A 22,641-nucleotide genomic window follows, 5' to 3' on the forward strand; every position below is an offset into this window, starting at 1 on the left:
AAACGGCGTCAAACGGGCATTTTTATGATGGTTCATCCGGGCTCTTTGGGGACTGGATAGGTGTGGTAACCACCATTTTCCAAAGATGCCCCGGATGAACAACCTACCGAGAGATCACAGTTAGTCGGCTGCTCTTCCGCCAGACGTGGCAAAGTCCGCGCTCCGCGCGAAAGTCGACTGACAGTCGACTCTACCCGCGGCAGACCGCATCCCGGCGCAGCCTCAGTGACTGGCCTTGTCCCGCTTCCAGCCGCGGTGCTTGATGTCCAGGTGCAGGCTGTACAGGGCGGTGAACGCCGGGAACAGGTTCTGCAGTACACCCACCGAGTCCTGCTTGGCCGAGAACAGGAAGTAGCTCAGGGTCATCAGGCTGCCGAGCACGCTCATGTACCAGAACAGGCGCGGTATGACGGGTTTGCCGGCGCGCTTGGAGGCGATGAACTGGACCAGCCAGCGGCCGCCGAACATCAGTGCGCCGGTGTAGCCGATCAGCTTCCAGCCGGTCACATGCAGGCCTGTCCAGTACAGCCAGGTCAGGGGCTGATCCAGCCAGTGCAGCTCCAGATCCATCAGCGCTCCTCCACCGCGGTGCGCTTGCTTCGGGTGATCAGCCAGGCTACGCCACGCAGGTCGCGGATGCCGACCAGCGCGCGGCCGAGGTTGTTGTACTTGGACACGCCGGCGGTACGGTGGCGGTGATTGACCGGCACGCTGGTGGTCTTCCAGCCGGCACGCTGCATCAGCGCTGGCAGGTAACGGTGCATGTGGTCGAAGTACGGCAGGTCGAGGAACGCGCTGCGTTCGAACAGCTTGATGCCGCAACCGGTGTCGGGCGTGTCGTCGCGCAGCATGCGCGCACGGATGGCGTTGGCCCATTTGCTGGCCCAGCGCTTGCTGCCGCTGTCCTGGCGGTTGACGCGCCAGCCGGCGAACAGCTTCACCTGCGCCTCGGCGGCGTCGCGTGCGGCAAGCAGCTTGGGAATATCGGCCGGATCGTTCTGGCCATCGCCATCCAGGGTGGCGATCCACGGCGCGCGCGCGTGCTTGACGCCGGTGCGCACCGCCGTGCTCTGCCCGCTCTGGTTCACATGGTGCAGCACGCGCAGTTCCGGGGTGGTTGCCTTCAATCCCTGCAGCACCGCCAGGGTGTCATCACGCGAGTGGTCGTCGATGTAGACGATCTCGAACGGCAGCCGGCCACGCAGCGCAGCGGTGATTTCGGCGACCAGCGGGGCAACATTGTCGCGCTCGTTGAACACCGGGACGACAACGGAAAGCTCGGGTTGGCTCATAAGGCACTCGGCCAAAGGGGGGACAAAGACCGCGCATTCTCCGAAACCGAGGTTATCCGAAGATGAACCCGGCGGCGTGAGGATCCGTCCTCAGGCGCGATCGCCAAAATACTCGCGGCACCACTGCACCACAGGCGGCAGGCCTTGTTCGATCGGGGTCACCGCATCGAAGCCGAAAGCGTCATGTGCGCGCCGGGTATCGGCCATCGTGCGCACCATGTCGCCGGGCTGCATGGGCTTGTAGACCTTCTGCGCAGGGCGGCCGGCGGCCTGCTCGATCACGCTGATGAAGCGCTCCAGCTCGACCGGTGTATGGTTGCCGAGGTTGAACACCCGGTGCGGCACCGGACCGTCGGCCGGATGCGCGAGGGCGCCGAGGATACCGGATACGATGTCGGAGACATGTGTGAAATCGCGCTGCATGCGGCCTTCGTTGAACACGTCGATCGGCCGACCGGCCAGCACCGCGCGCGAGAACAGCAGCGGTGCCATGTCCGGCCGGCCCCACGGGCCATACACGGTGAAGAAGCGCAGCCCGGTGGCATGCAGGCCGTACAGCTGCGCGTAGGTGTAGGCCATCAGCTCGTTGGCCGCCTTGGTCGCCGCGTACAGCGAGCGCGGCTGGTCCACGCGCTGGTCTTCGGAGAACGGCGGCGTGGCCGAATCGCCGTAGACCGAACTGCTGGAGGCATACACCAGGTGCTGCACGCCACGGTGGCGGCACAACTCGAGCATGTTGACGAAGCCGACCAGGTTGCTGTCGACGTAGGCATGCGGGTTTTCCAGCGAATAGCGCACGCCGGCCTGCGCGGCCAGGTGGATCACCGCGGTCGGCCGCACCTCGTCGAACAGTGCGGCCAGGCCCTGCTGGTCGGTCAGGTCCAGGGTGCGCAGGTCCAGCGCCGGACACAGCGCGGCCACGCGGTCACGCTTGATCTGCGGGTCGTAGTAATCGTTGAAGTTGTCCAGGCCGACCACGGCCTGGCCGGCCTCCAGCAGCGCGCGGGCGGTGTAGGCACCGATGAAGCCGGCAGCGCCGGTGAGCAGGATGGTCATGGCAGGGGCCTGGGAACGAAGTTCAGGCCCCTGATGTTACCGGTCTCAGAACAAACCGAAACGCTTCTTCGCCACGTTGGTGCGGCCGGGCTCGATCACATCGTTGATCTGTTTCGCATCGAAGCGGTCGAGCAGGGCGTCGGCGCCCTTCTTCAGCTTCAGGTCCATCTCTTCGGGGTACAGCGGAACCAGGCTCATGAAGCTGATGGTATTGCCATCCTCCAGCTCCAGCGTGGCGAAGTCCTCCGGGGCGGTCACCGGCGGCAGCACGATGGCACCGTCGAAACCCACGCCCGGCGCATAGGGCTCGCTGGGATGGCCGTTGGGAATGGTGTGGCCGAAGCCCAGCCACGTGTCGTACTCGTGCGGCAACCGCGCCATGCCCTTCAGCAGGCGCACCGGCCAGTAGTTGCGCTCATCCTCGAAGGCGTCCTGCGTGATCGGCCAGTCGGCCGGCAGGGTCACCATCAGTTCCATGTAGCGCGGCACGTCCGCATCCACCTCGGCGGGCACGGTCATCGGCAGGTCGCTCATGCCGGAGGTGACCAGGCGCAGGTACGGGCAGTGGTCATTGGCCGGCACCACGTGCACGTCGATGTGCACCAGGTCGGAGATGATTTCATGGAAGACACCGGACACCGGTCCCAGGTGGTGTTCGATGTGGGCACTGATCGCCTCGATGTGCCGTTCTTCGCCGATGGCGAGCACAAAGTCCTTCTCACGGCGATGTACCAGTATCTGGGTGCCGTCCGGACTGACGTCTTCGTAGTCGTTGCTCATGTCCTGCTCCCTGGATGAGGCCACGGGCCGGAAGACAGTGCATTCCGCGGTGCGCGTGGCAGTGCGTTCCCTGTCATTCGCCGGGCGCGGCAGGAACAGGCCGCCTCCCCGACGCGGCGCCGGGCTCAGCCCTGGCGCGCGCGCAGTTTTTCCAGCACGCCGTCCAGGGTGTCCAGGTCGGTGTAGTGGATGATCAGCTTGCCCTTGCCGCCACGGCCGTGGCTGATCGCCACCTTGGCGCCGAGCGCTTCGGACAGCTCGGTTTCCAGCGAGGCGATGTCGGCCTGCTGCACCTTCGGCGTGGCCACCGGGCGGCTGCTCGGCACCTTGCCGGCGGCGAAGGCCTGCGCGCGCCGCTCGACCTCGCGCACCGACCAGCCTTCGTCGGCCGCTTCCTGGGCCAGCTTGCCGGCCAGTTCGGGGGCCAGGGTCAGCAGCGCACGGGCATGCCCCATTTCCAGGCGGCGGGTTTCCAGCAGCAGGCGGATCGCCACCGGCAGTTCCAGCAGGCGCAGCAGGTTGGACACCGCCGCGCGCGAGCGGCCGACGGCCTCGGCGGCCTCGGCATGGGTGAGGGTGAACTCGCTGATCAGGCGCTGCAGCGCTTCGGCTTCCTCCAGCGGGTTGAGGTCTTCACGCTGGATGTTCTCGATCAGCGCCATCGCGATGACGGTGCGGTCTTCCAGCTCGCGCACCACCACCGGCACTTCGTCCAGCCCGGCCAGCTGCGATGCGCGCCAGCGGCGTTCACCGGCGACGATTTCGTAGTTGCCCGCCGGCAGCTGGCGCACCAGGATCGGCTGGATCACGCCCTGCGACTTGATCGAGTCGGCCAGCTCGGACAGCTTGCCCTCGTCCATCTCGCGGCGCGGCTGGTACTTGCCCGGCTGCAGCTGGCCGACCGGCAACTTGCGCAGCACTTCCCCCGGCAGCGGCTCGATCACCGCCGTGGTGGCCTGCACCTGGCTGACCGCGCCCTTCGGGCCCAGCAGCGCGTCCAGGCCACGGCCGAGGCCTCGCTTCTTGGCTGCCGGCTTGCTGCTGGTCATCAGACGGTCTCCACGGCCTTGGTGGCCTTGTTGCGTTCGTTGTTGCGGCGGATGATCTCGCCAGCCAGGCCCAGGTAGGCCACGCCACCGCGCGAGGCGCGGTCGTAGCCGACGATGCTCTGGCCATGGCTGGGTGCCTCGGCCAGGCGAACGTTGCGCGGCACGATGGTGCGGAACACGCGATCGCCGAAGTGCTCGGTGAGCTCGGCCGAGACCGCGTTGGCCAGGTTGTTGCGCACGTCGAACATGGTGCGCAGCACGCCTTCGATCTCCAGCGCCGGATTGAGGTTGGCACGCAGCGCTTCGATGGTTTCCACCAGCGCGCTCAGGCCTTCCAGGGCGTAGTACTCGCACTGCATCGGCACGATCACCGAATCGGCAGCGGCCAGCGCATTGAGCGTCAGCAGCGACAGCGCCGGCGGGCAGTCGATCAGGATGTAGTCGTACTCGTCGCGGATCGGTGCCAGCGCGCGCTTCAGCCGCTGCTCGCGCTCGCTCTGCGCCATCAGCTGGATCTCGGCGGCGGTCAGGTCGATGTTGCCGGGAAGCAGGTCGTAGCCTTCGGCGGTCTGCACGCGTACATCGGCGGCGCTGGACTCGCCCAGCAGCAGATCGTAGGTGGAAGCGGCCAGCTCACGCTTGTCCACGCCACTGCCCATGGTCGCGTTGCCCTGCGAATCGAGGTCGACCAGCAGCACGCGCTTGGGTGCGTTGGCCAGGGAAGCGGCCAGGTTGACGGCGGTCGTGGTCTTGCCGACGCCACCCTTCTGGTTGGCGATGGCGATGATGCGGGCCATGCGGGTGTGCCTCGTCGACGTGTGCTGGGACCGGTCATTATGCGTACAACCGGCCCCTTGCGGAAATCGTGGATCGCCAACCCGTTGTTGCACAAGGGGCTGGCGGCGGGAATCAAGGGCCTGTAACAGTGACCAGGTGGCGTTCGCCGGCCAGGCCGGGCACGCTCAGCGGGGTCACCTCGCGCACCTGCCAGCCAGCCGGCAGGTCCGCGATCTCCTCATGCGGGTAGACGCCCTTCATGGCCAGCAGCACGCCCCCCGGCCGCAGCAGGTGGCCACCGACGCGGACGATGCCGGCCAGGGTATCCATGGCACGGGCGGTCAACTGGTCGTAACGACCGGCCTCGTCCAGCGCCTCGGCGCGCGATTCGGCCACGCGGGCATTGCCCAGGCCGAGTTGGCGCACGGCCTCGCGCATGAAGCGCGCCTTCTTGCCATTGCTCTCGACCAGGGTCACCTGCAGGCCCGGGCAGGCGATGGCCAGCGGGATGCCCGGCAGCCCGGGGCCGGTGCCGAGGTCGGCCAGGCTGCCATCGGCCACGAACGGCTGCATCGCCAGCGAGTCGAGCAGGTGGCGGGTGACCATCTCCTGCGGGTCGCGGATGGCGGTGAGGTTGTAGGTGCCGTTCCAGCGGTGCAGCAGGGCCAGGTAGCGCAGCAGCGGCGGCGCCAGCGCGGCATCCAGGCCCATGCTGGCCAGGCCCTGTTCCAGCGTGGCAGCCACGCTGGCGGGAAGTGGGTGTTCGCTCATGCCGGCATTATCGCCGGTTTTGCGCGCTGATTCCCCGCCTCAGTGCGGATACCAGGCCAACGCCGCCCGGAACTGACCGGTGGCCTGCCATTCGTGCAGGTGCCAGCGCGCGGCCTCGCCCAGTTCCGGGTCGCACCAGCGCAGGTGCAGGGCACCATCGGCCCCCGGCGCCAGCTGCAGGCGGTGCAGGCCGAACGAGATACCCTGGCCGTGCGCCTTCAGCATTGCTTCCTTGGCGCACCACACGCGGAAGAACCAGTGTTCGCGGTCGGCCTGGTCCAGGCTTTCCAGCCACGCCACCTCCTCCGGGTGGAAGAAGCGCTGCACGATCTCCAGCAGGCGGGCGCGCGGCCGCAGCAGTTCCAGGTCCACGCCCAGCCGCACGCCTTCGCCCAGCGCCACCAGCAGCACCTCGCCGCTGTGGCTCCAGCCGGTGCCGTAGTGGGCCAATGCGCCGCTCAGCTCCGGCCGGCCCTTGTCATCGCGGACCAGCGGCAGCGTCTCCGGATCGGCCCCGAGGGCCTGCGCCAGCACCTGCCGTGCCTGCGGTTCGCCGCGCTGGCCGGGCACGTGCGGGCGCCGCCAGACCGTCACCGGACCAAAGCGCCACGGGCCGTCGAGGGTGGCTGGCAGGCTCATGCGCACGCGCCCGTCACACGATTGCACGACGGGTTCACGGCCCTGCGCGTCAACTGGTCACCGTTCCCCACCGGAGGTTCGATCATGGGCATCATCATCTGGCTGATCGTCGGCGGCATCGTAGGCTGGCTGGCCAGCATCATCATGAAGCGCGATGCCCAGCAGGGCATCATCCTCAACATCGTGGTCGGCATCGTCGGCGCGCTGATTTCCGGCTGGCTGTTCGGCGGCGGCATCAACGAAGCGATCACCATTCGAACCTTCCTGTTCTCGCTGATCGGTGCGGTGATCCTGCTGGCGATCGTCAACCTGTTCACCCGCAAGAGCATACGCTGACGCGGCGGTAGCGCCGGCCGCTGGCCGGCGGGCCTTTCAGAACGGGCCCGGCAATCGCCGGGCCTCGTTCATTCAACCGATCTGTACCCACGCCGGCGCATGGTCGCTCGGACGTTCCCAGGTGCGCGGCTCGCGGTCGATACCCGAAGCCACCGCACCGCTCTTCAGCGCATCGGAGACCAGGGTCAGGTCGATGCGCAGGCCCAGGTTGCGACGGAAGCCGGCGGCGCGGTAATCCCACCAGCTGAAGGTGCCCGCCTCGTCGTTGTGCAGGCGGAAGCCATCGTGCAGGCCCAGCTGCAGCAGCTTGTTCAATGCGCCGCGCTCGGCGGTGGAGGTCAGGATGTGGTTGTCGTTCCACACCTCCGGGTCGTGCACGTCGCGTGCGTCCGGGGCAATGTTGAAGTCCCCCATCACGATCAGCTTCGGGTGGCGCTGCAGTTCTTCGGCGATCCAGGCATGCACCGCCTCAAGCCAGCGCAACTTGTACTCGTATTTGTCGGTACCGATGTCCTGGCCGTTGACCACGTACAGGTTGATTACCCGCAGGTCGCCGAAGGTACCGGCGATGACACGCTTCTGTTCGTCCTCGAAGCCGGGAATGCCGATCTGCACGTCCTGTGCAGGCTCACGCGACAGCAGCGCCACGCCGTTGTAGGTCTTCTGGCCGGCGAACACGCTGCGGTAGCCGGCAGCGATCAGCGCAGAGTCGGGGAACTTGTGGTCCTCCAGCTTGGTTTCCTGGATACCGACGATGTCCGGGCCGAACTCCTTGAGCCACTGTTCCAGGTGCGGCAGGCGGACATTGAGCGAATTGACGTTCCACGAGGCGATTTTCATGCGGGCATTCTACCCGGGTGGGCTTTGGTAGACGCCAACCTGGGTTGGCGCATGGCCGCCCCCGTGCCAACCAAGGTTTGCACCCACCGGTAGTGCCGGCCGCTGGCCGGCAACCCCATGAACCGTCGGCAGGACCCCGCAGTTGCCGGCCAGCGGCCGGCACTACCGCAGCAGCAGCTTCAACAAACCCGCAATCTTCGAATAAGGCGGCCGCAGCCGGTCGCTGGCCGCCCAGCGCGACTGCCACAGCACCGGCAGCCGCTTGCTCATCGCATCGAACCCGGCCCGGCCGTGGTAGGCGCCCATGCCGCTGGCCCCCACCCCGCCAAACGGCAGGCCATCGGCGGCGAAGTGCAGCAGCGTGTCATTTACCGTCACGCCACCGGCCACCACCTGGCCGAGGATGCGCTCCACCGTGGCCGTGTCATGGCTGAAGGGATACAGCGCCAGCGGCCGGTCGCGGGACAGCACGTCGGCCAGCGCGGCATCCAGATCCGGATAGGCCCGCACCGGCAGGATCGGGCCGAAGATCTCCTCGCGCATCAGGTCCAGGTCGTCCGGTGGGTCCAGCACCACGGTCGGCACCAGCAGGCGCTCCCGGTCGGCGCGCGTGTCATCCACCTGCGCCAGCGGAATCACCGGCACCCCGCGTTCGCGCGCCTGCGCCAGATAGCCCTGCAGGCGTTGGTACTGGCCTTCGTTGATGATGCGGGTGTAGTCGTCGGCATCGCTGAAGTCGCCATAGCGCTCGCGTACCTGCTGCTGCAGCGCCTGCACGAACTCGCGCTGGCGCACGGTGTCGATCAGCACGTAATCCGGCGCGATACAGGTCTGGCCCGCGTTGAACCACTTGCCGGTGGCCAGCCGCGCAGCGGCCTTTTCCAGCGGGAAATCGCGGCAGACGATGGCCGGCGACTTGCCGCCCAGCTCCAGCGTGACCGGCACCAGATGCTCGGCCGCGGCCGCCATCACCTTGCGGCCAACCGCTGTCGAGCCGGTGAACAGCAGATGGTCCAGCGGCAGCGAGGACACGGCCGCGGCCACATCCGCCCCGCCCTGCACCACCGCCACCCGATCGGGCGGGAACACGCGGGCCAGCAGATCGGCCAGGAACGCGCTGGTGCGCGGCGTGTGTTCCGAAGGCTTCAGCAGTACGTGGTTGCCCGCAGCGATGGCGGTGGCCAAAGGCACCAATGCCAGCGTGACCGGGTAGTTCCAGGGCGAGATCACCCCGACCACGCCCAGCGGCGTCGGCCGCAGCTGCGCGCGCGCTGGCCACAGCTTCCAGCCCGCCGATGCTCGCTGCGGCTTCGACCAGCGCCGCAGGTGGCGGCGCAGGTGGTCGATGGCCGACAGCACGCTCATGCCATCGGCCAGCTTCGATTCGGTGTGGGCGCGGTGGCCGAAGTCCTCGGCGATGGCCGTGGCCATTTCGTCCAGGCGTGGCTTCAGCGCCTCGCGCAGGCGGCGCAGGTCGGCTTCGCGCTGGTCGAGCGTGGGCCGCTGCGACTGCCAGGCGCTGCGCAGGGTGTGCAGGATGGCGGGAAGGTCGGCGGGGGCGGTGGTCGTCATGGGCCGACTATACGAGCTACGGCGGTCATCGCCGCATGACAGGGGCGTGGAATCAACTGGGTCGAGTCAAATCTACTTCTCGCCATACCTCCGGAGGTATGGCCAAAAATGCAGCTCCATCCTGTGAGCGTAAGAATATCTGCAATTTCGTACTTTCTTCATGGTCGAGCGGCTTCGCGTCTACCAATGTATGCGTCTGACGTGCCGAAGAGCAGGATGTGATGCGAGGGATACCCGCAGTTCTAAGCGGCCTGATGCTGATGGCCTTTTCCGCCGGAGCCTCAGCCCCGACTATTGACTACGAGAAGGTGGGAATGGTCGGTGCCCAAAGAGTGATGGGCCAATGGGTGCGTTACATCGTGCTCGGGGAGGACTCGGCGTGCATCACGGTTCAGATCTTCAAAACCGCGAACATGGAAGGACTCGTTCGCCAGAAGACAATCTGTTCGCTTGGGGAGATGCACTTTCACCGTGACTTCGCGTTTGTCGACGTGTGGAGGGTCGACTTTGAGCCAGACCGACTATCACTGGAGATCGAATTCATCAAACTTCGCGGTAGCGGCCATGAAGTGAGACCTTGTTCAATTGAAATCGGAAATAGGTCTATCGGAGATCTGGAATGTTCACTCGAGTATGGAAGCGTGTACTACTGACCACGCCATGGATTGTTCTTTACGCTGCGTCAACCCTTTCGGGTAGCCCCGCCAAAGCATCGGAGCGGCACATCGACTATTCAAAAGTCACGAAGGCTGAAGGGGCAATTGTTCGGGAGCGTTCCTTCAGGTATCTCGTAATCGCCGACAATCCATGCCTGACAATTCAGTCCTTTAGGCTCGGCCATCCAAGCAAGCCCCATCGCGAAAAGTTCATCTGCTCGCTCGGCGAGGCCCGCTTTGATCGCGACTTCGCTTTGGTCGACTTCAAGACACTCGATTTCCACGATGACCGTCTGGATGTAGAAGTGGAATTCACTCCCTCACGAAGGGGACGCAAGGTGATCAGGTGGTGCTCCATCGCCCTGCAGCCTGATTCCATTGGCGATCTGGTGTGCAATCGATGATGGTGGCTCTCGTGATGGCCCTAGTACTGTCTCTGTCTGAAGCGTCGACTACCCCTCCGCCGCCCAATGGCCATTTCGCGCAGGATACAAAGCGCGAGTATGTCCCGATGGTGGGCGACAGCCTGGCGTCGCTTGTGGGCGAGCTGGACGGTGAGCCCACCTCTGGCGCCACCATCGATCGGGTGCTGGCTGCTTTGGAGGAGCGACTGAAGCGTACCCCATGCAGGTCAGCGGGACTTGGCAATACGCAGTCGCAACCACGTGGCATCACCTGCAACGTACCCGATGCAGAGCGGCTTTTTCCCTACTACGCGGCCCTGCGGCGGGCAGAGACGCCAGCAGAGCACGATCGCCGGGGCCGTCGCTTCCTGGACGCCTATGCGACGTTGCTCAAGAATGCACCGGATGTCGCCCTCACGCGACCAAGCGAGGATGAAGCGGCGGATGGCTTGTTACATGTGCTCTTTCCGTTCGAGATCTGGGGCAGAAAGCTGAACATCCCACGCCATCAGGTGCACTTCCCGTTCGTTCCTGTGTGCAACCTCGTTGTCGCCCGCGCTGCGCGTTGCCCGGGAGCCGACCAGCTGCGCAGGAAAATTGGGCAGGCAGGCGATGAGAGTGAACAGCGATTGTTCTGCATCAAGAAGTTCTCGACGCGACGGCTGGCGGAGGAAGGTGAATGCGCGGAAGTGGCTACCACAAGCCCCTGATGCCCATCGCATGCTCCCGCATGTAAAAGACGGTTTCCTGGAGAATGAATTTGCTGAGCTTGATCTTCACCGTGCTCGCAACACTGGCTTCAACAGAGGATGCGAAGGCTGACAGCGGGAGATGGGTTCACGCTGGCAGCAGCATCACACTGCGATACGACGGCGAGGAGAATGGTCGCTACCGGAACCTGTCGGTGATGAAGCAGGGCAAGCTGGTGCGCCGCATAGCGCTGGGCAAACGCTCGTACTCTCTGTTCGAGTACGACCCCGATCCGGCGACGCCCCCTGACGGTCGGTATGTGCTTGTCACTGACGTGGAATCCGGTGAGGTTGGTATGCCGGATGGACGCCGTTCTCTGCATGAAAGGCCGTACTGCGGTTTCATCGACACACGAAGCGGCTGCCTGCTTGCGCGTCAGACCGGGCAATTCTGTGAAGGGCAGTTCAATGACGCTGGCGCCTGGGTATCTCCGGCCCTTCCCAACCTGACCATTTCTGAGGAGCTCCCTACCGCAGAAGACTATGCCTCAGGCCGCCTGAGCCCCTCGGATGCGCCCGATGGTTCCATCGATAATCTGCTTCGCTGCGACCCGCCAGGTCCAAGCAACAGAGACCACTACAGGAAGCTGATCGATGCGGGGATCTTTGAAGTCACTCCTTCGCAGAGAAAGGCGCTGTACGGCGGGTAGAGCCGACTGTTGATCGACTGCACCAGGCTCTAACGTGCACTGCCTACCGCGATTGGGTCAGAGCCCTTTCGCATGCGAAAGGGTTCCGACCCCGGGCGCGATACGAGGTGTGGCTTCGGATGCTTTTCAACCGCGATTTCGACATTGAGCGCTGCCTTTTCGCGTCTGCGGAGTTTTGTGCCGCGCGTTGCGCGGTCGCCGAGCATGGCTCGGCGCTACAGGGTAACGAAAAGGCCGTGGTCTGCACCACGGCCCCTGAAACCCGGTGGGTGCCGACCGTTGGTCGGCACGCCGGTTATTTGGTGATATCCACGTTCCTGGTTTCGCGCAGGAACAGGCCGCCGATCACCACCGACATCAGTGCGATCGCAATCGGGTACCACAGGCCGTAGTACAGGTTGCCGGTACCGGCCACCAGCGCGAACGAGATGGCCGGCAGGAAGCCACCGAACCAGCCGTTGCCGATGTGGTACGGCAGCGACATCGAGGTGTAGCGGATGCGGGTCGGGAACAGTTCCACCAGGTAGGCGGCGATCGGGCCGTAGACCATGGTCACGTACAGCACCAGCAGCCACAGCATGAAGATGGTGCCGGCGATGTTGATGCGCGCACCATCGGCCTTGGCCGGGTAGCCGGCAGAGGTCAGGGCGGTCTTCAGTTCCGCGCCGAACGCATCGGCCTTGGCCTTGCCTTCTTCCTTGGTCAGGCCGGCGGCCTCATACGAGGTGACGCTGGCACTGCCCACGTTCACCATCGCCAGCGAACCGGCGGCGGCGGGCTGCACGTCGTACGGCACACCGGCCTTGGTCAACGCGGCGGTCGCCACGTCGCAGGAGCTGGTGAACTTGCGCAGGCCCACCGGATCGAACTGGAACGAGCAGGTGGCCGGATCGGCGACGACCAGCGCCGGCGAGCTGCTGCGGGCTTCTTCGATGGCCGGGTTGGCGAAGTGGGTCAGGCCCTTGAAGATCGGGATGTAGGTGATGGCCGCCAGCAGGCAGCCGGCCAGGATGATCTTCTTGCGGCCGATGCGGTCGGACAGCCAGCCGAAGAAGATGAAGAACGGCGTGCCCAGTGCCAGCGCTGCGGCGATCAGCAGGTAGGAGGTGGTGGCATCGACCTTCAGCATGCTGCTGAGGAAGAACAGCGCGTAGAACTGTCCGCCGTACCAGACCACGGCCTGGCCAGCCGCTGCACCGAGCAGGACCAGCAACATCAGCTTCAGGTTGCCGCCCTTCAGGCTGTCGCGGAACGGGGTCTTGGAGCCCTTGCCTTCAGCCTTCATCTGCTGGAACAGCGGCGATTCGCTCAGCTGCAGGCGGATCCACACCGAAATGCCCAGCAGCAGGATCGACACCAGGAACGGAATGCGCCAGCCCCAGGCTTCGAACGCCTCGTTGCCCAGCGTCATGCGGCAGGCCAGGATGATCAGCAGCGAAAGGAACAGGCCGAGCGTGGCGGTGCACTGGATGAAGCTGGTGTACAGGCCGCGCTTGTCGTCCGGCGCGTGCTCGGCCACGTAGGTGGCGGCACCGCCGTACTCGCCGCCCATCGCCAGGCCCTGGGCCAGGCGCAGGATGATCAGGATCACCGGTGCGGCGAAACCGATCGAGGCGTAGTTGGGCAGCACGCCGACCAGGAAGGTCGAGATGCCCATGATCAGGATGGTGACCAGGAAGGTGTACTTGCGGCCGATGCGGTCGCCGAGGCTGCCGAAGAAGGCCGCGCCGAACGGACGCACGAAGAAGCCGGCGGCGAACGCCAGCAGGGCGAAGATCATGCCCGTGGTTTCATTGACGCCACTGAAGAACTGCTTGGCGATGATGGCCGCGAGCGAGCCGTACAGGAAGAAGTCATACCACTCGAACACCGTGCCGAGGCTCGAGGCGAAGATGACCTTCTTGTGGCCCTTGGTCAGGGTGCCCGCTTTATGTGCGGTGCTGGGTGTACTGGACATGGGACGCTTCCCCTCCGAAGCAATCGTTGTTGGTGGGTGCCGACCGTTGGTCGGCACTCAATTCGGTAGATGCCGACCTTGGCCGGCACCCCATCTCGGTAGGTGCCGGCCGCTGGCCGGCACGCTCTTAGAAGCTGTACTTCGTAGTGAACTGCAACCGGGTGATGTCACCCTTGTTGCCGTTCTCAACTTCGCGACGGCCGTACATCAGCTCGGCGCCGATATCGACCTTGGGCAGCGGTGAATAGAAGATGTTGCCGCGGATGCTCTGCACGCTCTTGGTCACCAGCGGGCCGAGGATGCTGTCGTTGTCGTAGTCGCTGCGCGCGTAGATCAGGTTGGTGCGCAGCTTCGGCGAGAACGCATGCCGCCAGCCGACATAGCCGGCCAGCACGCCGGTCGGGTTGAGCTCATCACGGGCCACGTCGTAGGCGCTGTCGGCGGTGATGCCCAGGCCGATGTAGCGGGCGATGCCTTCGCCGCCGGTCAGCTGGTAATGCAGCGAATCGCTGTCACCCATCACCCACTTGCCGCCCAGGGTCAGGCCGCCAGCCACCTTGTCGGCCTTCGCGCCGGTGGCCTGGTTGTCGACCTTCAGCTGACGGACGATGCCGCCGACGCCGAAGGTGCCCCAGTCGCCCTTCCAGCCATAGCGCAGGGTCAGGTCGGGCAGGCTGCCACGGTCGGAGTTGGCGCTGGCGTTGGTCCAGGCACCGGTGACCGGGTTGCGGGTGCCGGTGAGGGTGGTGGTTTCCGGGTTTTCCAATGCGACACTGAAGCCGCCCTGGGTGTAGCGCACCTGGGCCTGGCGCACGAAGATCACGCCGTCGGTGGGGCCGACGAAGTCGACCGCTTCCGGCAGTGCGGCCGCGTCCATGAAGTTGGACCAGGTCTGGCCGGCCAGCCAGTTGTTCCAGTACATGTAGGCGTGGCGCAGGGTCACGCCGTAGGTATTGGTGGCAGTCTGGTTGCCCAGCGAGTTGCCGAAGAAGTCCATCTCGAAGAACGCACCGGCCTTGTTGCCCGATTCGCTGACGTTGTCGATGCCCAGGTTGAAGCGCGAGAACTTGGCATGGGCGTTGAAATCGGTGCCCGAGCGCTTGCCGCTGCCGCCGGCGCCTTCCACCGGGGTCTGGCCCGGGAGGTACAGCGAACGGCCGGTGGCGTCGTCGGCCAGCTGGCCATCGCTGGTCTGGGTGGCCAGGAAGTCGGCCTTGATGAAGCCGCCGATCTTGACCGTGGTGCCCGGTGCCGCGCCCGGGGTGATGGTGGTGACCTGGATCGGCTGCTTGCCGGCCGGCACCTGTGCAACCGGCTTCTGCTCGGCCTGCACCGTGCGCACTTCGGTCACCGCCTGCTGGGTCTGGCTGATCTGGGTCTGTTGTTGTTGCTGCGAAGACAGCAGCAGCTGGACCTGGCGTTCCAGTTCGGCAACGCGTGCTTCCAGTGCCTTCTCTTTGGCGGTCTCTGCGAACGCCATGCCCGGTGCGACCAGGGCGACCAGCAGGCAGGCCGCCAAAGGTGTGCGCACGGCTTTCAACGTACGGTGGCTCATGTTGCCCTCTCTCCCAAGTGGCAAGGTGATGCCGCGCGTGGGGCACGGTCGAGCCGAGACTGCGGGGCGATTATGTATAGCGGCTATTCGCCATTGGTCGAACCCGGCCCTGCAAGGCGCTCACTTTCGACCATGGTCTAACCAGGGTGGTGACGCGGCCGGGGGTGGATGGGGCAAACTGAGGGGGATCGGTCGTTGCGATGCTGCGGCCGCACATACAAAGTCAACGTGCAAGTGAGGGTGCCATGGCTGATATCTACCCCGTCGATCCGCAGTTCGCCGCCAAGGCACGCATCGACAAGAAGACCTATGAACAGCAGTACCAGGCGTCGGTGACCGACCCGGATGGATTCTGGGGCAGGGCCGCCGAGCGCCTGCAATGGATGCGCAAGCCGACGAAGATCAAGAACGTCAGCTATGACCTGTCCGACTTCCACATCAAGTGGTTCGAGGATGGCGAGCTCAATGCCAGCGTGAACTGCCTGGATCGCCAGCTCGAGACGCGCGGCGACAAGACCGCCCTGCTGTTCGAGCCGGACGGCCCGGATGCACCGGCCCAGCACGTGACCTATCGCGAACTGTATGAGCGCACCTGCCGCCTCGGCAATGCGCTGCGCAACCTTGGGGTCAAGAAAGGCGACCGCGTCACCATCTACCTGCCGATGATCGTCGACGCCGTAGTAGCCATGCTGGCCTGCGCGCGCATCGGTGCGATCCACTCGGTGGTGTTCGGTGGCTTCGCGCCAAACTCGATCGCCGACCGCGTCAGCGACTGCCAGAGCAAGCTGATCATCACCGCCGACGAAGGCTTGCGCGGTGGCCGCAGGATTCCGCTGAAGGCCAACGTCGATGCCGCGCTGAAGCTGCCGGGCACGAACACGGTTGAAACCGTGCTGGTGGTGCGCCACACCGGCGGCGCGGTGGACATGCAGGCCCCGCGCGACCGCTGGTTCCACGATGTGGTGGACAGCCAGCCGTCCACCTGCGAACCGGAACGCATGAACGCGGAAGACCCGCTGTTCATCCTCTACACCTCCGGCTCCACCGGCAAGCCGAAGGGCGTGCTGCACACCACCGGCGGCTATCTGCTGTACGCGGCCTACACCCATGAAGCGGTGTTCGACCTGCGCGAGGACGACATCTACTGGTGCACCGCCGATGTCGGCTGGGTCACCGGCCACAGCTACATCGTGTACGGGCCGCTGGCCAACGGTGCGACCTCGCTGATGTTCGAAGGCGTGCCGAACTATCCGGACACCTCGCGCTTCTGGAACGTCATCGACAAGCACAAGGTGAGCATCTTCTACACCGCCCCGACCGCGATCCGTGCGCTGATGCGCGAAGGCGAGGAGCCGGTGAAGAAGACCTCGCGCGCGTCGCTGCGCCTGCTCGGCAGCGTCGGCGAGCCGATCAACCCGGAAGCCTGGCGCTGGTACTACGAAGTGGTCGGCGACAGCCGCTGCCCGATCGTCGATACCTGGTGGCAGACCGAGACCGGCGGCATCCTGATCTCGCCGCTGGCCGGTGCGATGGACCTCAAGCCGGGGTCGGCCACCCTGCCTTTCTTCGGCGTGCAGCCGGCGCTGGTCAATGCCGATGGCGAGATCCAGGACGGCCCGACCGAGGGCAACCTGATCATCCGTGACTCCTGGCCGGGCCAGATGCGCACGGTGTACGGCGACCACCAGCGCTTCATCGATACGTATTTCCGCACCTACCCCGGCAGCTACTTCACCGGCGACGGTTGCCGACGCGACGAGGACGGCTACTACTGGATCACCGGCCGCGTCGACGACGTGATCAATGTGTCCGGCCACCGCATCGGCACCGCCGAAGTGGAAAGCGCGCTGGTCTCGCACCCGAAGGTGGCCGAAGCGGCGGTCGTGGGCTTCCCGCACGACGTCAAGGGCCAGGGCATCTACGCCTACGTCACCCTGGTGGCCGAAGAGGCCCCGAGCGATGAACTGCACAAGGAGCTGATCGCCTGGGTGCGCAAGGAGATCGGGCCGATCGCCACACCGGACCACCTGCAGTGGGCACCGGGCCTGCCGAAGACCCGCTCGGGCAAGATCATGCGCCGCATCCTGCGCAAGATTGCCGAAAACGCGCCGGACCAGCTCGGCGACACCTCGACCCTGGCCGATCCATCGGTGGTGGCGTCGCTGGTGGACGAGCGCAAGGTGCGATGACGTACGACCCGGGGTCGGATCCCTTTCCTCAAGGAAAGGGCTCTGACCCCATCTGCTTTCCCCCACGGTTCCCCCCGACCATGACCACCCTCCTGATTGCCGATGACCACCCGCTGTTCCGCGAAGCCCTGCGTGGAGCCGTGCAGCGGGTCATCCCCGGCGTGCAGCTGTTCGAGGCCGACAGCGTGGAAGCGCTGTACGCGCTGGCCGACCTGCACAACGACGCCGACCTGGTCCTGATGGATCTCAACATGCCCGGTGCGCAGGGCTTCAACGCACTGGTGCACATGCGCTCACTGCACCCCCAACTGCCAGTGGTGGTGGTGTCCGCGCGCGAAGAACCCACGGTGATGCGCCGCGCGCTCGACCACGGTGCGCTGGGCTTCATCCCGAAGTCTGCGGATTCGGACACCATCGGCCATGCGCTGGGCACCATCCTCGATGGCGAGACCTGGGCACCGCCGGAAGCGCACAACGTGCCGCCCACCGGCAGCGAAGAACGCGAAGTCGGCCAGCGCCTGCGCGAGCTGACCCCGCAGCAGTTCCGTGTCCTGCAGATGCTCGGCGCTGGCCGCTTGAACAAGCAGATCGCCTACGACCTCAACGTCTCCGAAGCGACGATCAAGGCCCACGTCACCGCCATCCTGCGCAAGCTCGGCGTGACCAACCGCACCCAGGCCGTGCTGATGGCCGGCAAGCTGGCCATCGACGACGACGCCATCGTGCTGCCGCCCGAAGAAGACTGACGGTAGTGCCGGCCGCTGGCCGGCATTCGCCTGGAACGTCTGAAACCGCCCTGGTAGGTGCCAAGCTTGCTTGGCACGCCTTTGCTTGGCCCGTGTTATAGCCATCGCTATACAAACCAGCCCTGCCTGCGCGTTTGTCCGTAAATGCGCCACGCGCGGATCGCAATGCTAAGCTTCGCGTCCCCTTGGGGAGTAGCCGGATTCCTTCGCAGGAATCGTCCACGTCAACATACTCGGCCAGTGCGCCGTGGCGTGGACAACCATGATGGTTGGCGAGACCAGCGGCCCGCGCGCGCAACGTCAGGTTGGGCGCGAGCGCGAGCCGTGCGTCCGTCCTTGCCCGACCTCAGCCGCTGTCCATGTCCCCCATTTCGATCCTCCTGATCGGCTTTGCCATGTCCACCGATGCCTTTGCCGCCGCAATCGGCAAGGGTGCGGCCATGCGCAAGCCGGTGTTCCGCGATGCACTGCGTGCCGGCATCATCTTCGGCGTCATCGAGGCGATCACGCCGATCATCGGCTGGCTGCTCGGCCGCGCCGCGCTGCAGTACGTCCAAGCCTTCGACCACTGGATCGCGTTCGGCCTGCTCGGTGCGCTGGGCATCCACATGATCTACAACGGCCTGCGCCCGGACAGCGCCGAGGATGACGAGGATCCCTCGCAGCACCACGGCTTCTGGAAGCTGGCGCTGACCGGCTTCGCCACCAGCATCGACGCGATGGCGGTGGGTATCGGCCTGGCCTTCATGGACGTGCATATCGGCGTGATGGCCGCGGTCATCGGCCTGTGCACACTGACCATGGTGACCGCCGGCATCATGCTCGGCCGCGTGCTGGGCAGCATGGTCGGCAAGCGTGCGGAGATCATCGGTGGCGTGATCCTAGTGATCATCGGCGCGACGATCCTGTACGAGCACCTGCACGGCGCGGGGTAAACGCTTCCGCTATTACGTGGTTGCCGGCCAGCGGCCGGCACTACCTGACGTCACATCCACGCATGGCGTGGATCTACTGCCAGGCCGATGAAGCTTTGGTAGATGCCAGGCTTGCCTGGCATGGTTTCACGTCGTGGTTGCCGGCCAGCGGCCGGCACTACCTGGCGTCGCATCCACGCATGGCGTGGATCTATTGCGCATCCCGCAGCGCGCCCAGGAAGGCGCGCAGCGAGGCCGGCTTGATCGGCTTGGTCAGCACGCGGTAGCCACGCTCGCGTGCCATCCGCTTCAGCTCGTCACGTCCGTCGGCGGTCAGCAGCGCACCCGGCAGCGGGTAGCCGGCCGCCTCGCGCAGCGCCACCAGCGCATCCAGGCCATCCATGCGATCGTGCAGGTGGTAGTCCACCAGCATCACCTGCGGTCGCTCGGCGATCTTCTCCAGTGCCTGGTCGACGGTGGCGGCGGTGATCACCTGCACCTGCCAGCGGCCGAGCAGTGCGCGCATGCCGTCGAGGATTTCCTCGTCGTTGTCCACGCACAGCACCCGCAGGCCCGCCAGCGAGTCGCTGCGCACCGGTGTGGCCACGGCCTGGGTCGCCTTGGCAGGCTCGGAGTAGCCGGGCAAGGGCGCAACCCGCGGCAGGATGATCGAGAACATCGAGCCACTGCCAACGCGGCTGCGTGCATTGAGGCGATGGTCGAGCAGGCGCGAGATGCGCTGGCAGATCGACAGGCCCAGGCCCAACCCCTGCTCGCCCCAGTCGAACGGCTGCTGGTAGCGGTGGAACTCGTCGAAGATCTGCCGCATGTGGTGTTCGGGAATGCCAGGGCCGGTATCCCACACCTGCAGTTCCACCTCGTCGCCGCGCTGGCGCACGGCCAGCACGATGCGCCCCTGGCGTGTGTAGCGCAGCGCATTGGCCAGGAAGTTCTGCAGTACGCGGCGCAGCAGGCGGCGATCGCTGCGTACCCAGGCCGCGCGCGCGAACAGGTCCAGGCGCAGGCCACGGCCTGCGGCCACCGGCGTGTACTGCGCGGCCAGCTCGCGCATCAACGCACTCACATCGAACTCGCCGATCACCGGGTGCAGGCCACCGGCATCCAGCCGCGACACGTCCAGCAGACCATCAAGCAGTTCTTCGGCAGCGCGCAGCGACGCGTCCACGCGCTCGGCCAGATGCTTCTGCTCGTCGCTGACGTGATCACTGTCGCGCAGTGCCGAAGCGAACAGGCGTGCTGCGTTCAGCGGCTGCAGCACGTCGTGGCTGATCGCCGCCAGGAAGCGCGTCTTCGACTGCTGCGCGACCTCGGCCTCATGCGAGCGCTCGGCCACGCGCTGTTCCAGCGTCTCGTTGGCTTCAAGCAGCGCCCTTTCAGCGTGCTTGTAGTCGGTGATGTCGTTGTAGCTGGTCACGTAACCGCCGCCGGGCAGCGCCTGGCCACGCATCTCGATCACCTTGCCGTCGCTGCGGGTGCGCTCGAACACGTGCGGCGAGCCGGCGCGCATGTAACCGATGCGGCGGTTGATCTGCACTTCGATATCGCCCTCGCCCAGCTCGCCGCGCTCGGCGTTGTAGCGGATCAGGTCGGCCACCGGGCGGCCCACGTAGAGCATGCCGTCGGGGTAACCGAACATGTCCTGGTAGCGGCGGTTCCACGCGGTCAGGCGCATGTCCGGATCGACCACGCTGACCCCGGCGCTGATGTTCTCCAGCGTGGTCGACAGGATCTCGCGGTTGAAGCGCAGTTCCTGCCCGGCTTCGTCCAGCACCGCCACCACTTCCCCCAGGTCCATGCCCGAGCCACGCAGCAGGCTGGTCAGCAGCAGGCGCGCCGATGCCGCACCGATCGAGGCGGCCAGCAGGCGCTCGGTGAACTGCACCCACGGCCGGTCAGCCGGTGCCGAGGATTGCAGCTCACGGCCCAGCGACTGCGCCTGCTCGAAGAACGAACGCCGTGCATGGCGTTCGCCGACCACGCGCGAAGCCAGCGCCAGCAGGTCGCCCACATGCACATGCCCGGGCCAGCCACCGGCCACCGACGGGCGCTCGGCATACGGGTCGAGGAACGGTGCCGCACGCAGGCGCTCGTCGACGCCGGGCCGCCAGCGTGCGGAAACCAGCATCATCGTGGCCGCATTGACCAGCAGCGACCAGAACGTGCCGTGGGTCAGCGGGTCCCAGCCGGACATGCCGAACAGCTGCTGCGGACGCAGCCACTCGATGCCGAACGGGCCGTGCTGTACCCAGGCGGCGTCGACCCAGCCGGCCATGGTCATCGCCGGCAGCAGCAGGGTGTACAGCCAGGTGGCAAAGCCCAGCAGCATGCCCACTTCGACGCCGCGCCGGCTGGCACCGCGCCAGTACAGGCCGCCGATCAGGCCGGGCGCGAATTGCGCCACCGCTGCGAACGCCATCAGGCCGTACGAGGCCAGCGTGCTGTCGTTGCTGCTGGTGCGGTAGTAGCTGTAGGCCATCAGCGCCAGCAGCAGGATCGCCAGGCGGCGGATCCACAACACGCGCGAGGCGACGTCAGCGGCTTCCTGGTGGTCACCGCTCCGACGCAGCAGTACCGGCATCACCAGATCATTGCTGACCATGGTCGCCAGCGCGATGGACGAGACGATGACCATGCCGGTGGCCGCCGAGAAGCCGCCCACGTAGGCGATCAGCGCCAGCGCATTGCGGCCTTCGGCCAACGGCAGCGCCAGCACCATCGAGTCGTCGGCGACGCTGCCGCCGGTGCCGAACAGGGTCACGCCGGCGGTGGCGATCGGCAGCACCATGCCCGAGATCAGCACCAGGTAACCGCCGAACATCCAGCGCGCGCGGCGCACGTCGCGCACGTCACCGCACTCGACCACGGCCACGTGGAACTGGCGCGGCAGGCAGATGATGGCGAGGAAACTGAGCAGGGTCTGCGAGATGAAGCCGACCGGCGGCAGGCCGGTGAACAGCGTATGCACCGACTCGACCACCGCGTCGGTGCGGTTGCTCAGCCACAGGTAGGCGAACACGCCCACCGCCAGCATCGCCAGCAGCTTGATCACCGATTCAAAGGCAATCGCCAGCATCATGCCGTGGTGGTGCTCGGTGGCATCGACCTGGCGGGTACCGAACAGGGTGGCGAACAGCGCCATCAGCAATGCCACGTATAGCGCCGGGTCGGTGAAGAAGCCGGTCGGGCCGGTGTTGCCGGTCAGCACCTGCAGGCTCATCGCCACCGCTTTGTACTGCAACGCCAGGTACGGAATGATGCCGATCAGCGCGATGATCGCCACCAGCGCCGCCAGCCGCCGCGAGCGACCGAAGCGCGAGGAGATGAAATCGGCGATGGAGACCACGTTCTGGCTGCGTGCGATCAGCGCCAGGCGCTCGATGATGCGCCAGCCGAACAACAGCAGCAGCAGCGGGCCGATGTAGATCGGCAGGTAGCCCACGCCATTGCGCACGGCAGTGCCGACCGCGCCGTAGAAGGTCCACGACGAGCAGTACACCGCCAGCGCCAGGCTGTAGACGACCGGCCGCAGCCACGGCCGGTCGGGGTACATCGGCCGACGGTCGCCCCACCACGCCACGCCGAACAGCAGCGCGGCATAGGCAACCGAGACCAGCAGCAGGACCCAACTGGAGACCACGCGTGTGTTTCCGTCGGAGGAACCCGCAGTGTAGGCCAGGCGCGGCCGGGT

Annotated in this window: 20 protein-coding genes and 1 riboswitch; of the genes, 7 read left to right on the forward strand and 13 right to left on the reverse strand. The window is 65.9% G+C overall.

The window, feature by feature from the left end:
• Positions 1-222: 222 nt before the first annotated feature.
• From AC10QF_RS19265 to AC10QF_RS19300, 8 genes are all read right to left on the reverse strand, one after another.
• Positions 223-570: a lipid-A-disaccharide synthase N-terminal domain-containing protein gene (locus AC10QF_RS19265; protein WP_019661748.1), complete on the reverse strand. Its 348-nt coding sequence runs from the start codon at positions 568-570 to the stop codon at positions 223-225.
• Positions 570-1,292 (reverse strand): glycosyltransferase family 2 protein, encoded by a 723-nt coding sequence (locus AC10QF_RS19270; protein WP_005420380.1) that lies wholly within the window; start codon positions 1,290-1,292, stop codon positions 570-572. The genes AC10QF_RS19265 and AC10QF_RS19270 overlap by 1 nt, the downstream gene beginning before the upstream one ends.
• Positions 1,293-1,382: 90 nt before the next feature.
• A complete protein-coding gene (locus AC10QF_RS19275; RefSeq protein ID WP_005420382.1) occupies positions 1,383-2,348 on the reverse strand; it encodes an NAD-dependent epimerase/dehydratase family protein in 966 nt (321 codons plus the stop codon).
• A gap of 45 nt (positions 2,349-2,393) precedes the next feature.
• Positions 2,394-3,128, reverse strand: coding sequence for a suppressor of fused domain protein (locus AC10QF_RS19280; RefSeq protein ID WP_053498802.1), 735 nt, complete (start codon positions 3,126-3,128; stop codon positions 2,394-2,396).
• A gap of 125 nt (positions 3,129-3,253) precedes the next feature.
• Positions 3,254-4,177 carry a ParB/RepB/Spo0J family partition protein gene (locus AC10QF_RS19285; RefSeq protein ID WP_005420385.1) on the reverse strand — a complete coding sequence of 308 codons (924 nt, stop codon included), beginning with the start codon at positions 4,175-4,177 and terminating at the stop codon, positions 3,254-3,256.
• Positions 4,177-4,974, reverse strand: a complete 798-nt coding sequence (locus AC10QF_RS19290) for a ParA family protein (protein WP_005420387.1) — start codon at positions 4,972-4,974, stop codon at positions 4,177-4,179. Before AC10QF_RS19290 ends, AC10QF_RS19285 begins: the two co-directional genes overlap by 1 nt.
• Positions 4,975-5,086: 112 nt before the next feature.
• A complete protein-coding gene (gene rsmG / locus AC10QF_RS19295; RefSeq protein WP_005420388.1) occupies positions 5,087-5,725 on the reverse strand; it encodes a 16S rRNA (guanine(527)-N(7))-methyltransferase RsmG in 639 nt (212 codons plus the stop codon).
• Between the two features lie 39 nt (positions 5,726-5,764).
• The gene (locus AC10QF_RS19300; protein WP_005420390.1) at positions 5,765-6,364 is read right to left on the reverse strand and encodes a 4'-phosphopantetheinyl transferase family protein; all 600 of its coding nucleotides are present in this window, start codon (positions 6,362-6,364) and stop codon (positions 5,765-5,767) included.
• Positions 6,365-6,448: 84 nt separating this feature from the next.
• On the opposite strand from AC10QF_RS19300, the gene AC10QF_RS19305 reads away from it, so the two are divergent.
• Positions 6,449-6,700, forward strand: coding sequence for a GlsB/YeaQ/YmgE family stress response membrane protein (locus AC10QF_RS19305; RefSeq protein WP_005411656.1), 252 nt, complete (start codon positions 6,449-6,451; stop codon positions 6,698-6,700).
• A gap of 72 nt (positions 6,701-6,772) precedes the next feature.
• Here the strand turns inward: AC10QF_RS19305 and xth are convergent, their stop codons facing one another.
• Both xth and AC10QF_RS19315 read right to left on the reverse strand, forming a co-directional pair.
• Positions 6,773-7,540 carry an exodeoxyribonuclease III gene (gene xth / locus AC10QF_RS19310; RefSeq protein WP_069138894.1) on the reverse strand — a complete coding sequence of 256 codons (768 nt, stop codon included), beginning with the start codon at positions 7,538-7,540 and terminating at the stop codon, positions 6,773-6,775.
• Between the two features lie 162 nt (positions 7,541-7,702).
• On the reverse strand, positions 7,703-9,112 hold the full coding sequence (locus AC10QF_RS19315; RefSeq protein WP_069138895.1) for a coniferyl aldehyde dehydrogenase: 1,410 nt from the start codon (positions 9,110-9,112) through the stop codon (positions 7,703-7,705).
• Between the two features lie 619 nt (positions 9,113-9,731).
• Between AC10QF_RS19315 and AC10QF_RS19320 the strand changes: the two genes are divergently transcribed.
• Genes AC10QF_RS19320 through AC10QF_RS19330 form a run of 3 tightly spaced genes read left to right on the forward strand, consistent with a single transcriptional unit; the run spans position 9,732 to position 11,571 of the window.
• On the forward strand, positions 9,732-10,172 hold the full coding sequence (locus AC10QF_RS19320) for a hypothetical protein (protein WP_222523836.1): 441 nt from the start codon (positions 9,732-9,734) through the stop codon (positions 10,170-10,172).
• Between the two features lie 14 nt (positions 10,173-10,186).
• Positions 10,187-10,882 carry a hypothetical protein gene (locus AC10QF_RS19325; protein WP_494542706.1) on the forward strand — a complete coding sequence of 232 codons (696 nt, stop codon included), beginning with the start codon at positions 10,187-10,189 and terminating at the stop codon, positions 10,880-10,882.
• 44 nt (positions 10,883-10,926) lie between these two features.
• Positions 10,927-11,571, forward strand: coding sequence for a hypothetical protein (locus AC10QF_RS19330; RefSeq protein ID WP_069138898.1), 645 nt, complete (start codon positions 10,927-10,929; stop codon positions 11,569-11,571).
• 295 nt (positions 11,572-11,866) lie between these two features.
• Here AC10QF_RS19330 and AC10QF_RS19335 read toward each other — a convergent pair whose 3' ends face one another.
• Together AC10QF_RS19335 and AC10QF_RS19340 are read right to left on the reverse strand one after the other, a co-directional pair.
• Positions 11,867-13,528, reverse strand: a complete 1,662-nt coding sequence (locus tag AC10QF_RS19335) for an MFS transporter (RefSeq protein ID WP_069138899.1) — start codon at positions 13,526-13,528, stop codon at positions 11,867-11,869.
• Between the two features lie 127 nt (positions 13,529-13,655).
• Positions 13,656-15,083 carry a DcaP family trimeric outer membrane transporter gene (locus AC10QF_RS19340; RefSeq protein WP_053498792.1) on the reverse strand — a complete coding sequence of 476 codons (1,428 nt, stop codon included), beginning with the start codon at positions 15,081-15,083 and terminating at the stop codon, positions 13,656-13,658.
• A gap of 245 nt (positions 15,084-15,328) precedes the next feature.
• On the opposite strand from AC10QF_RS19340, the gene acs reads away from it, so the two are divergent.
• The 3 genes from acs to AC10QF_RS19355 all read left to right on the forward strand — a co-directional run bounded on the left by acs (position 15,329) and on the right by AC10QF_RS19355 (position 18,953).
• Positions 15,329-17,272 carry an acetate--CoA ligase gene (gene acs, locus AC10QF_RS19345; protein WP_494542707.1) on the forward strand — a complete coding sequence of 648 codons (1,944 nt, stop codon included), beginning with the start codon at positions 15,329-15,331 and terminating at the stop codon, positions 17,270-17,272.
• An 80-nt stretch (positions 17,273-17,352) separates the two neighbouring features.
• On the forward strand, positions 17,353-18,018 hold the full coding sequence (locus AC10QF_RS19350) for a response regulator transcription factor (protein WP_494542708.1): 666 nt from the start codon (positions 17,353-17,355) through the stop codon (positions 18,016-18,018).
• 181 nt (positions 18,019-18,199) lie between these two features.
• Positions 18,200-18,289: riboswitch (yybP-ykoY riboswitch) on the forward strand.
• 88 nt (positions 18,290-18,377) lie between these two features.
• Positions 18,378-18,953 (forward strand): manganese efflux pump MntP, encoded by a 576-nt coding sequence (locus tag AC10QF_RS19355; RefSeq protein ID WP_494542709.1) that lies wholly within the window; start codon positions 18,378-18,380, stop codon positions 18,951-18,953.
• A gap of 190 nt (positions 18,954-19,143) precedes the next feature.
• On the opposite strand, the gene AC10QF_RS19360 is transcribed toward AC10QF_RS19355, so the two are convergent.
• On the reverse strand, positions 19,144-22,590 hold the full coding sequence (locus AC10QF_RS19360; RefSeq protein ID WP_494542710.1) for a hybrid sensor histidine kinase/response regulator: 3,447 nt from the start codon (positions 22,588-22,590) through the stop codon (positions 19,144-19,146).
• Positions 22,591-22,641 lie beyond the last annotated feature (51 nt).

The sequence above is a fragment of the Stenotrophomonas maltophilia complex sp. Om-AH-Sm3 genome, assembly GCF_059337855.1.

Coding starts and splice junctions, on each gene's coding strand:
- AC10QF_RS19320 (WP_222523836.1), top strand. CDS start 9,732: ATGTTCACTCGAGTATGGAAGCGTGTACTACTGACCACGCCATGGATT.
- xth (WP_069138894.1), bottom strand. CDS start 7,540: ATGAAAATCGCCTCGTGGAACGTCAATTCGCTCAATGTCCGCCTGCCG.
- AC10QF_RS19280 (WP_053498802.1), bottom strand. CDS start 3,128: ATGAGCAACGACTACGAAGACGTCAGTCCGGACGGCACCCAGATACTG.
- rsmG (WP_005420388.1), bottom strand. CDS start 5,725: ATGAGCGAACACCCACTTCCCGCCAGCGTGGCTGCCACGCTGGAACAG.
- AC10QF_RS19325 (WP_494542706.1), top strand. CDS start 10,187: ATGGCCCTAGTACTGTCTCTGTCTGAAGCGTCGACTACCCCTCCGCCG.
- AC10QF_RS19315 (WP_069138895.1), bottom strand. CDS start 9,112: ATGACGACCACCGCCCCCGCCGACCTTCCCGCCATCCTGCACACCCTG.
- AC10QF_RS19285 (WP_005420385.1), bottom strand. CDS start 4,177: ATGACCAGCAGCAAGCCGGCAGCCAAGAAGCGAGGCCTCGGCCGTGGC.
- AC10QF_RS19330 (WP_069138898.1), top strand. CDS start 10,927: ATGAATTTGCTGAGCTTGATCTTCACCGTGCTCGCAACACTGGCTTCA.
- AC10QF_RS19340 (WP_053498792.1), bottom strand. CDS start 15,083: ATGAGCCACCGTACGTTGAAAGCCGTGCGCACACCTTTGGCGGCCTGC.
- AC10QF_RS19265 (WP_019661748.1), bottom strand. CDS start 570: ATGGATCTGGAGCTGCACTGGCTGGATCAGCCCCTGACCTGGCTGTAC.
- AC10QF_RS19355 (WP_494542709.1), top strand. CDS start 18,378: ATGTCCCCCATTTCGATCCTCCTGATCGGCTTTGCCATGTCCACCGAT.
- AC10QF_RS19335 (WP_069138899.1), bottom strand. CDS start 13,528: ATGTCCAGTACACCCAGCACCGCACATAAAGCGGGCACCCTGACCAAG.
- AC10QF_RS19350 (WP_494542708.1), top strand. CDS start 17,353: ATGACCACCCTCCTGATTGCCGATGACCACCCGCTGTTCCGCGAAGCC.
- acs (WP_494542707.1), top strand. CDS start 15,329: ATGGCTGATATCTACCCCGTCGATCCGCAGTTCGCCGCCAAGGCACGC.
- AC10QF_RS19270 (WP_005420380.1), bottom strand. CDS start 1,292: ATGAGCCAACCCGAGCTTTCCGTTGTCGTCCCGGTGTTCAACGAGCGC.
- AC10QF_RS19305 (WP_005411656.1), top strand. CDS start 6,449: ATGGGCATCATCATCTGGCTGATCGTCGGCGGCATCGTAGGCTGGCTG.
- AC10QF_RS19300 (WP_005420390.1), bottom strand. CDS start 6,364: ATGAGCCTGCCAGCCACCCTCGACGGCCCGTGGCGCTTTGGTCCGGTG.
- AC10QF_RS19290 (WP_005420387.1), bottom strand. CDS start 4,974: ATGGCCCGCATCATCGCCATCGCCAACCAGAAGGGTGGCGTCGGCAAG.
- AC10QF_RS19275 (WP_005420382.1), bottom strand. CDS start 2,348: ATGACCATCCTGCTCACCGGCGCTGCCGGCTTCATCGGTGCCTACACC.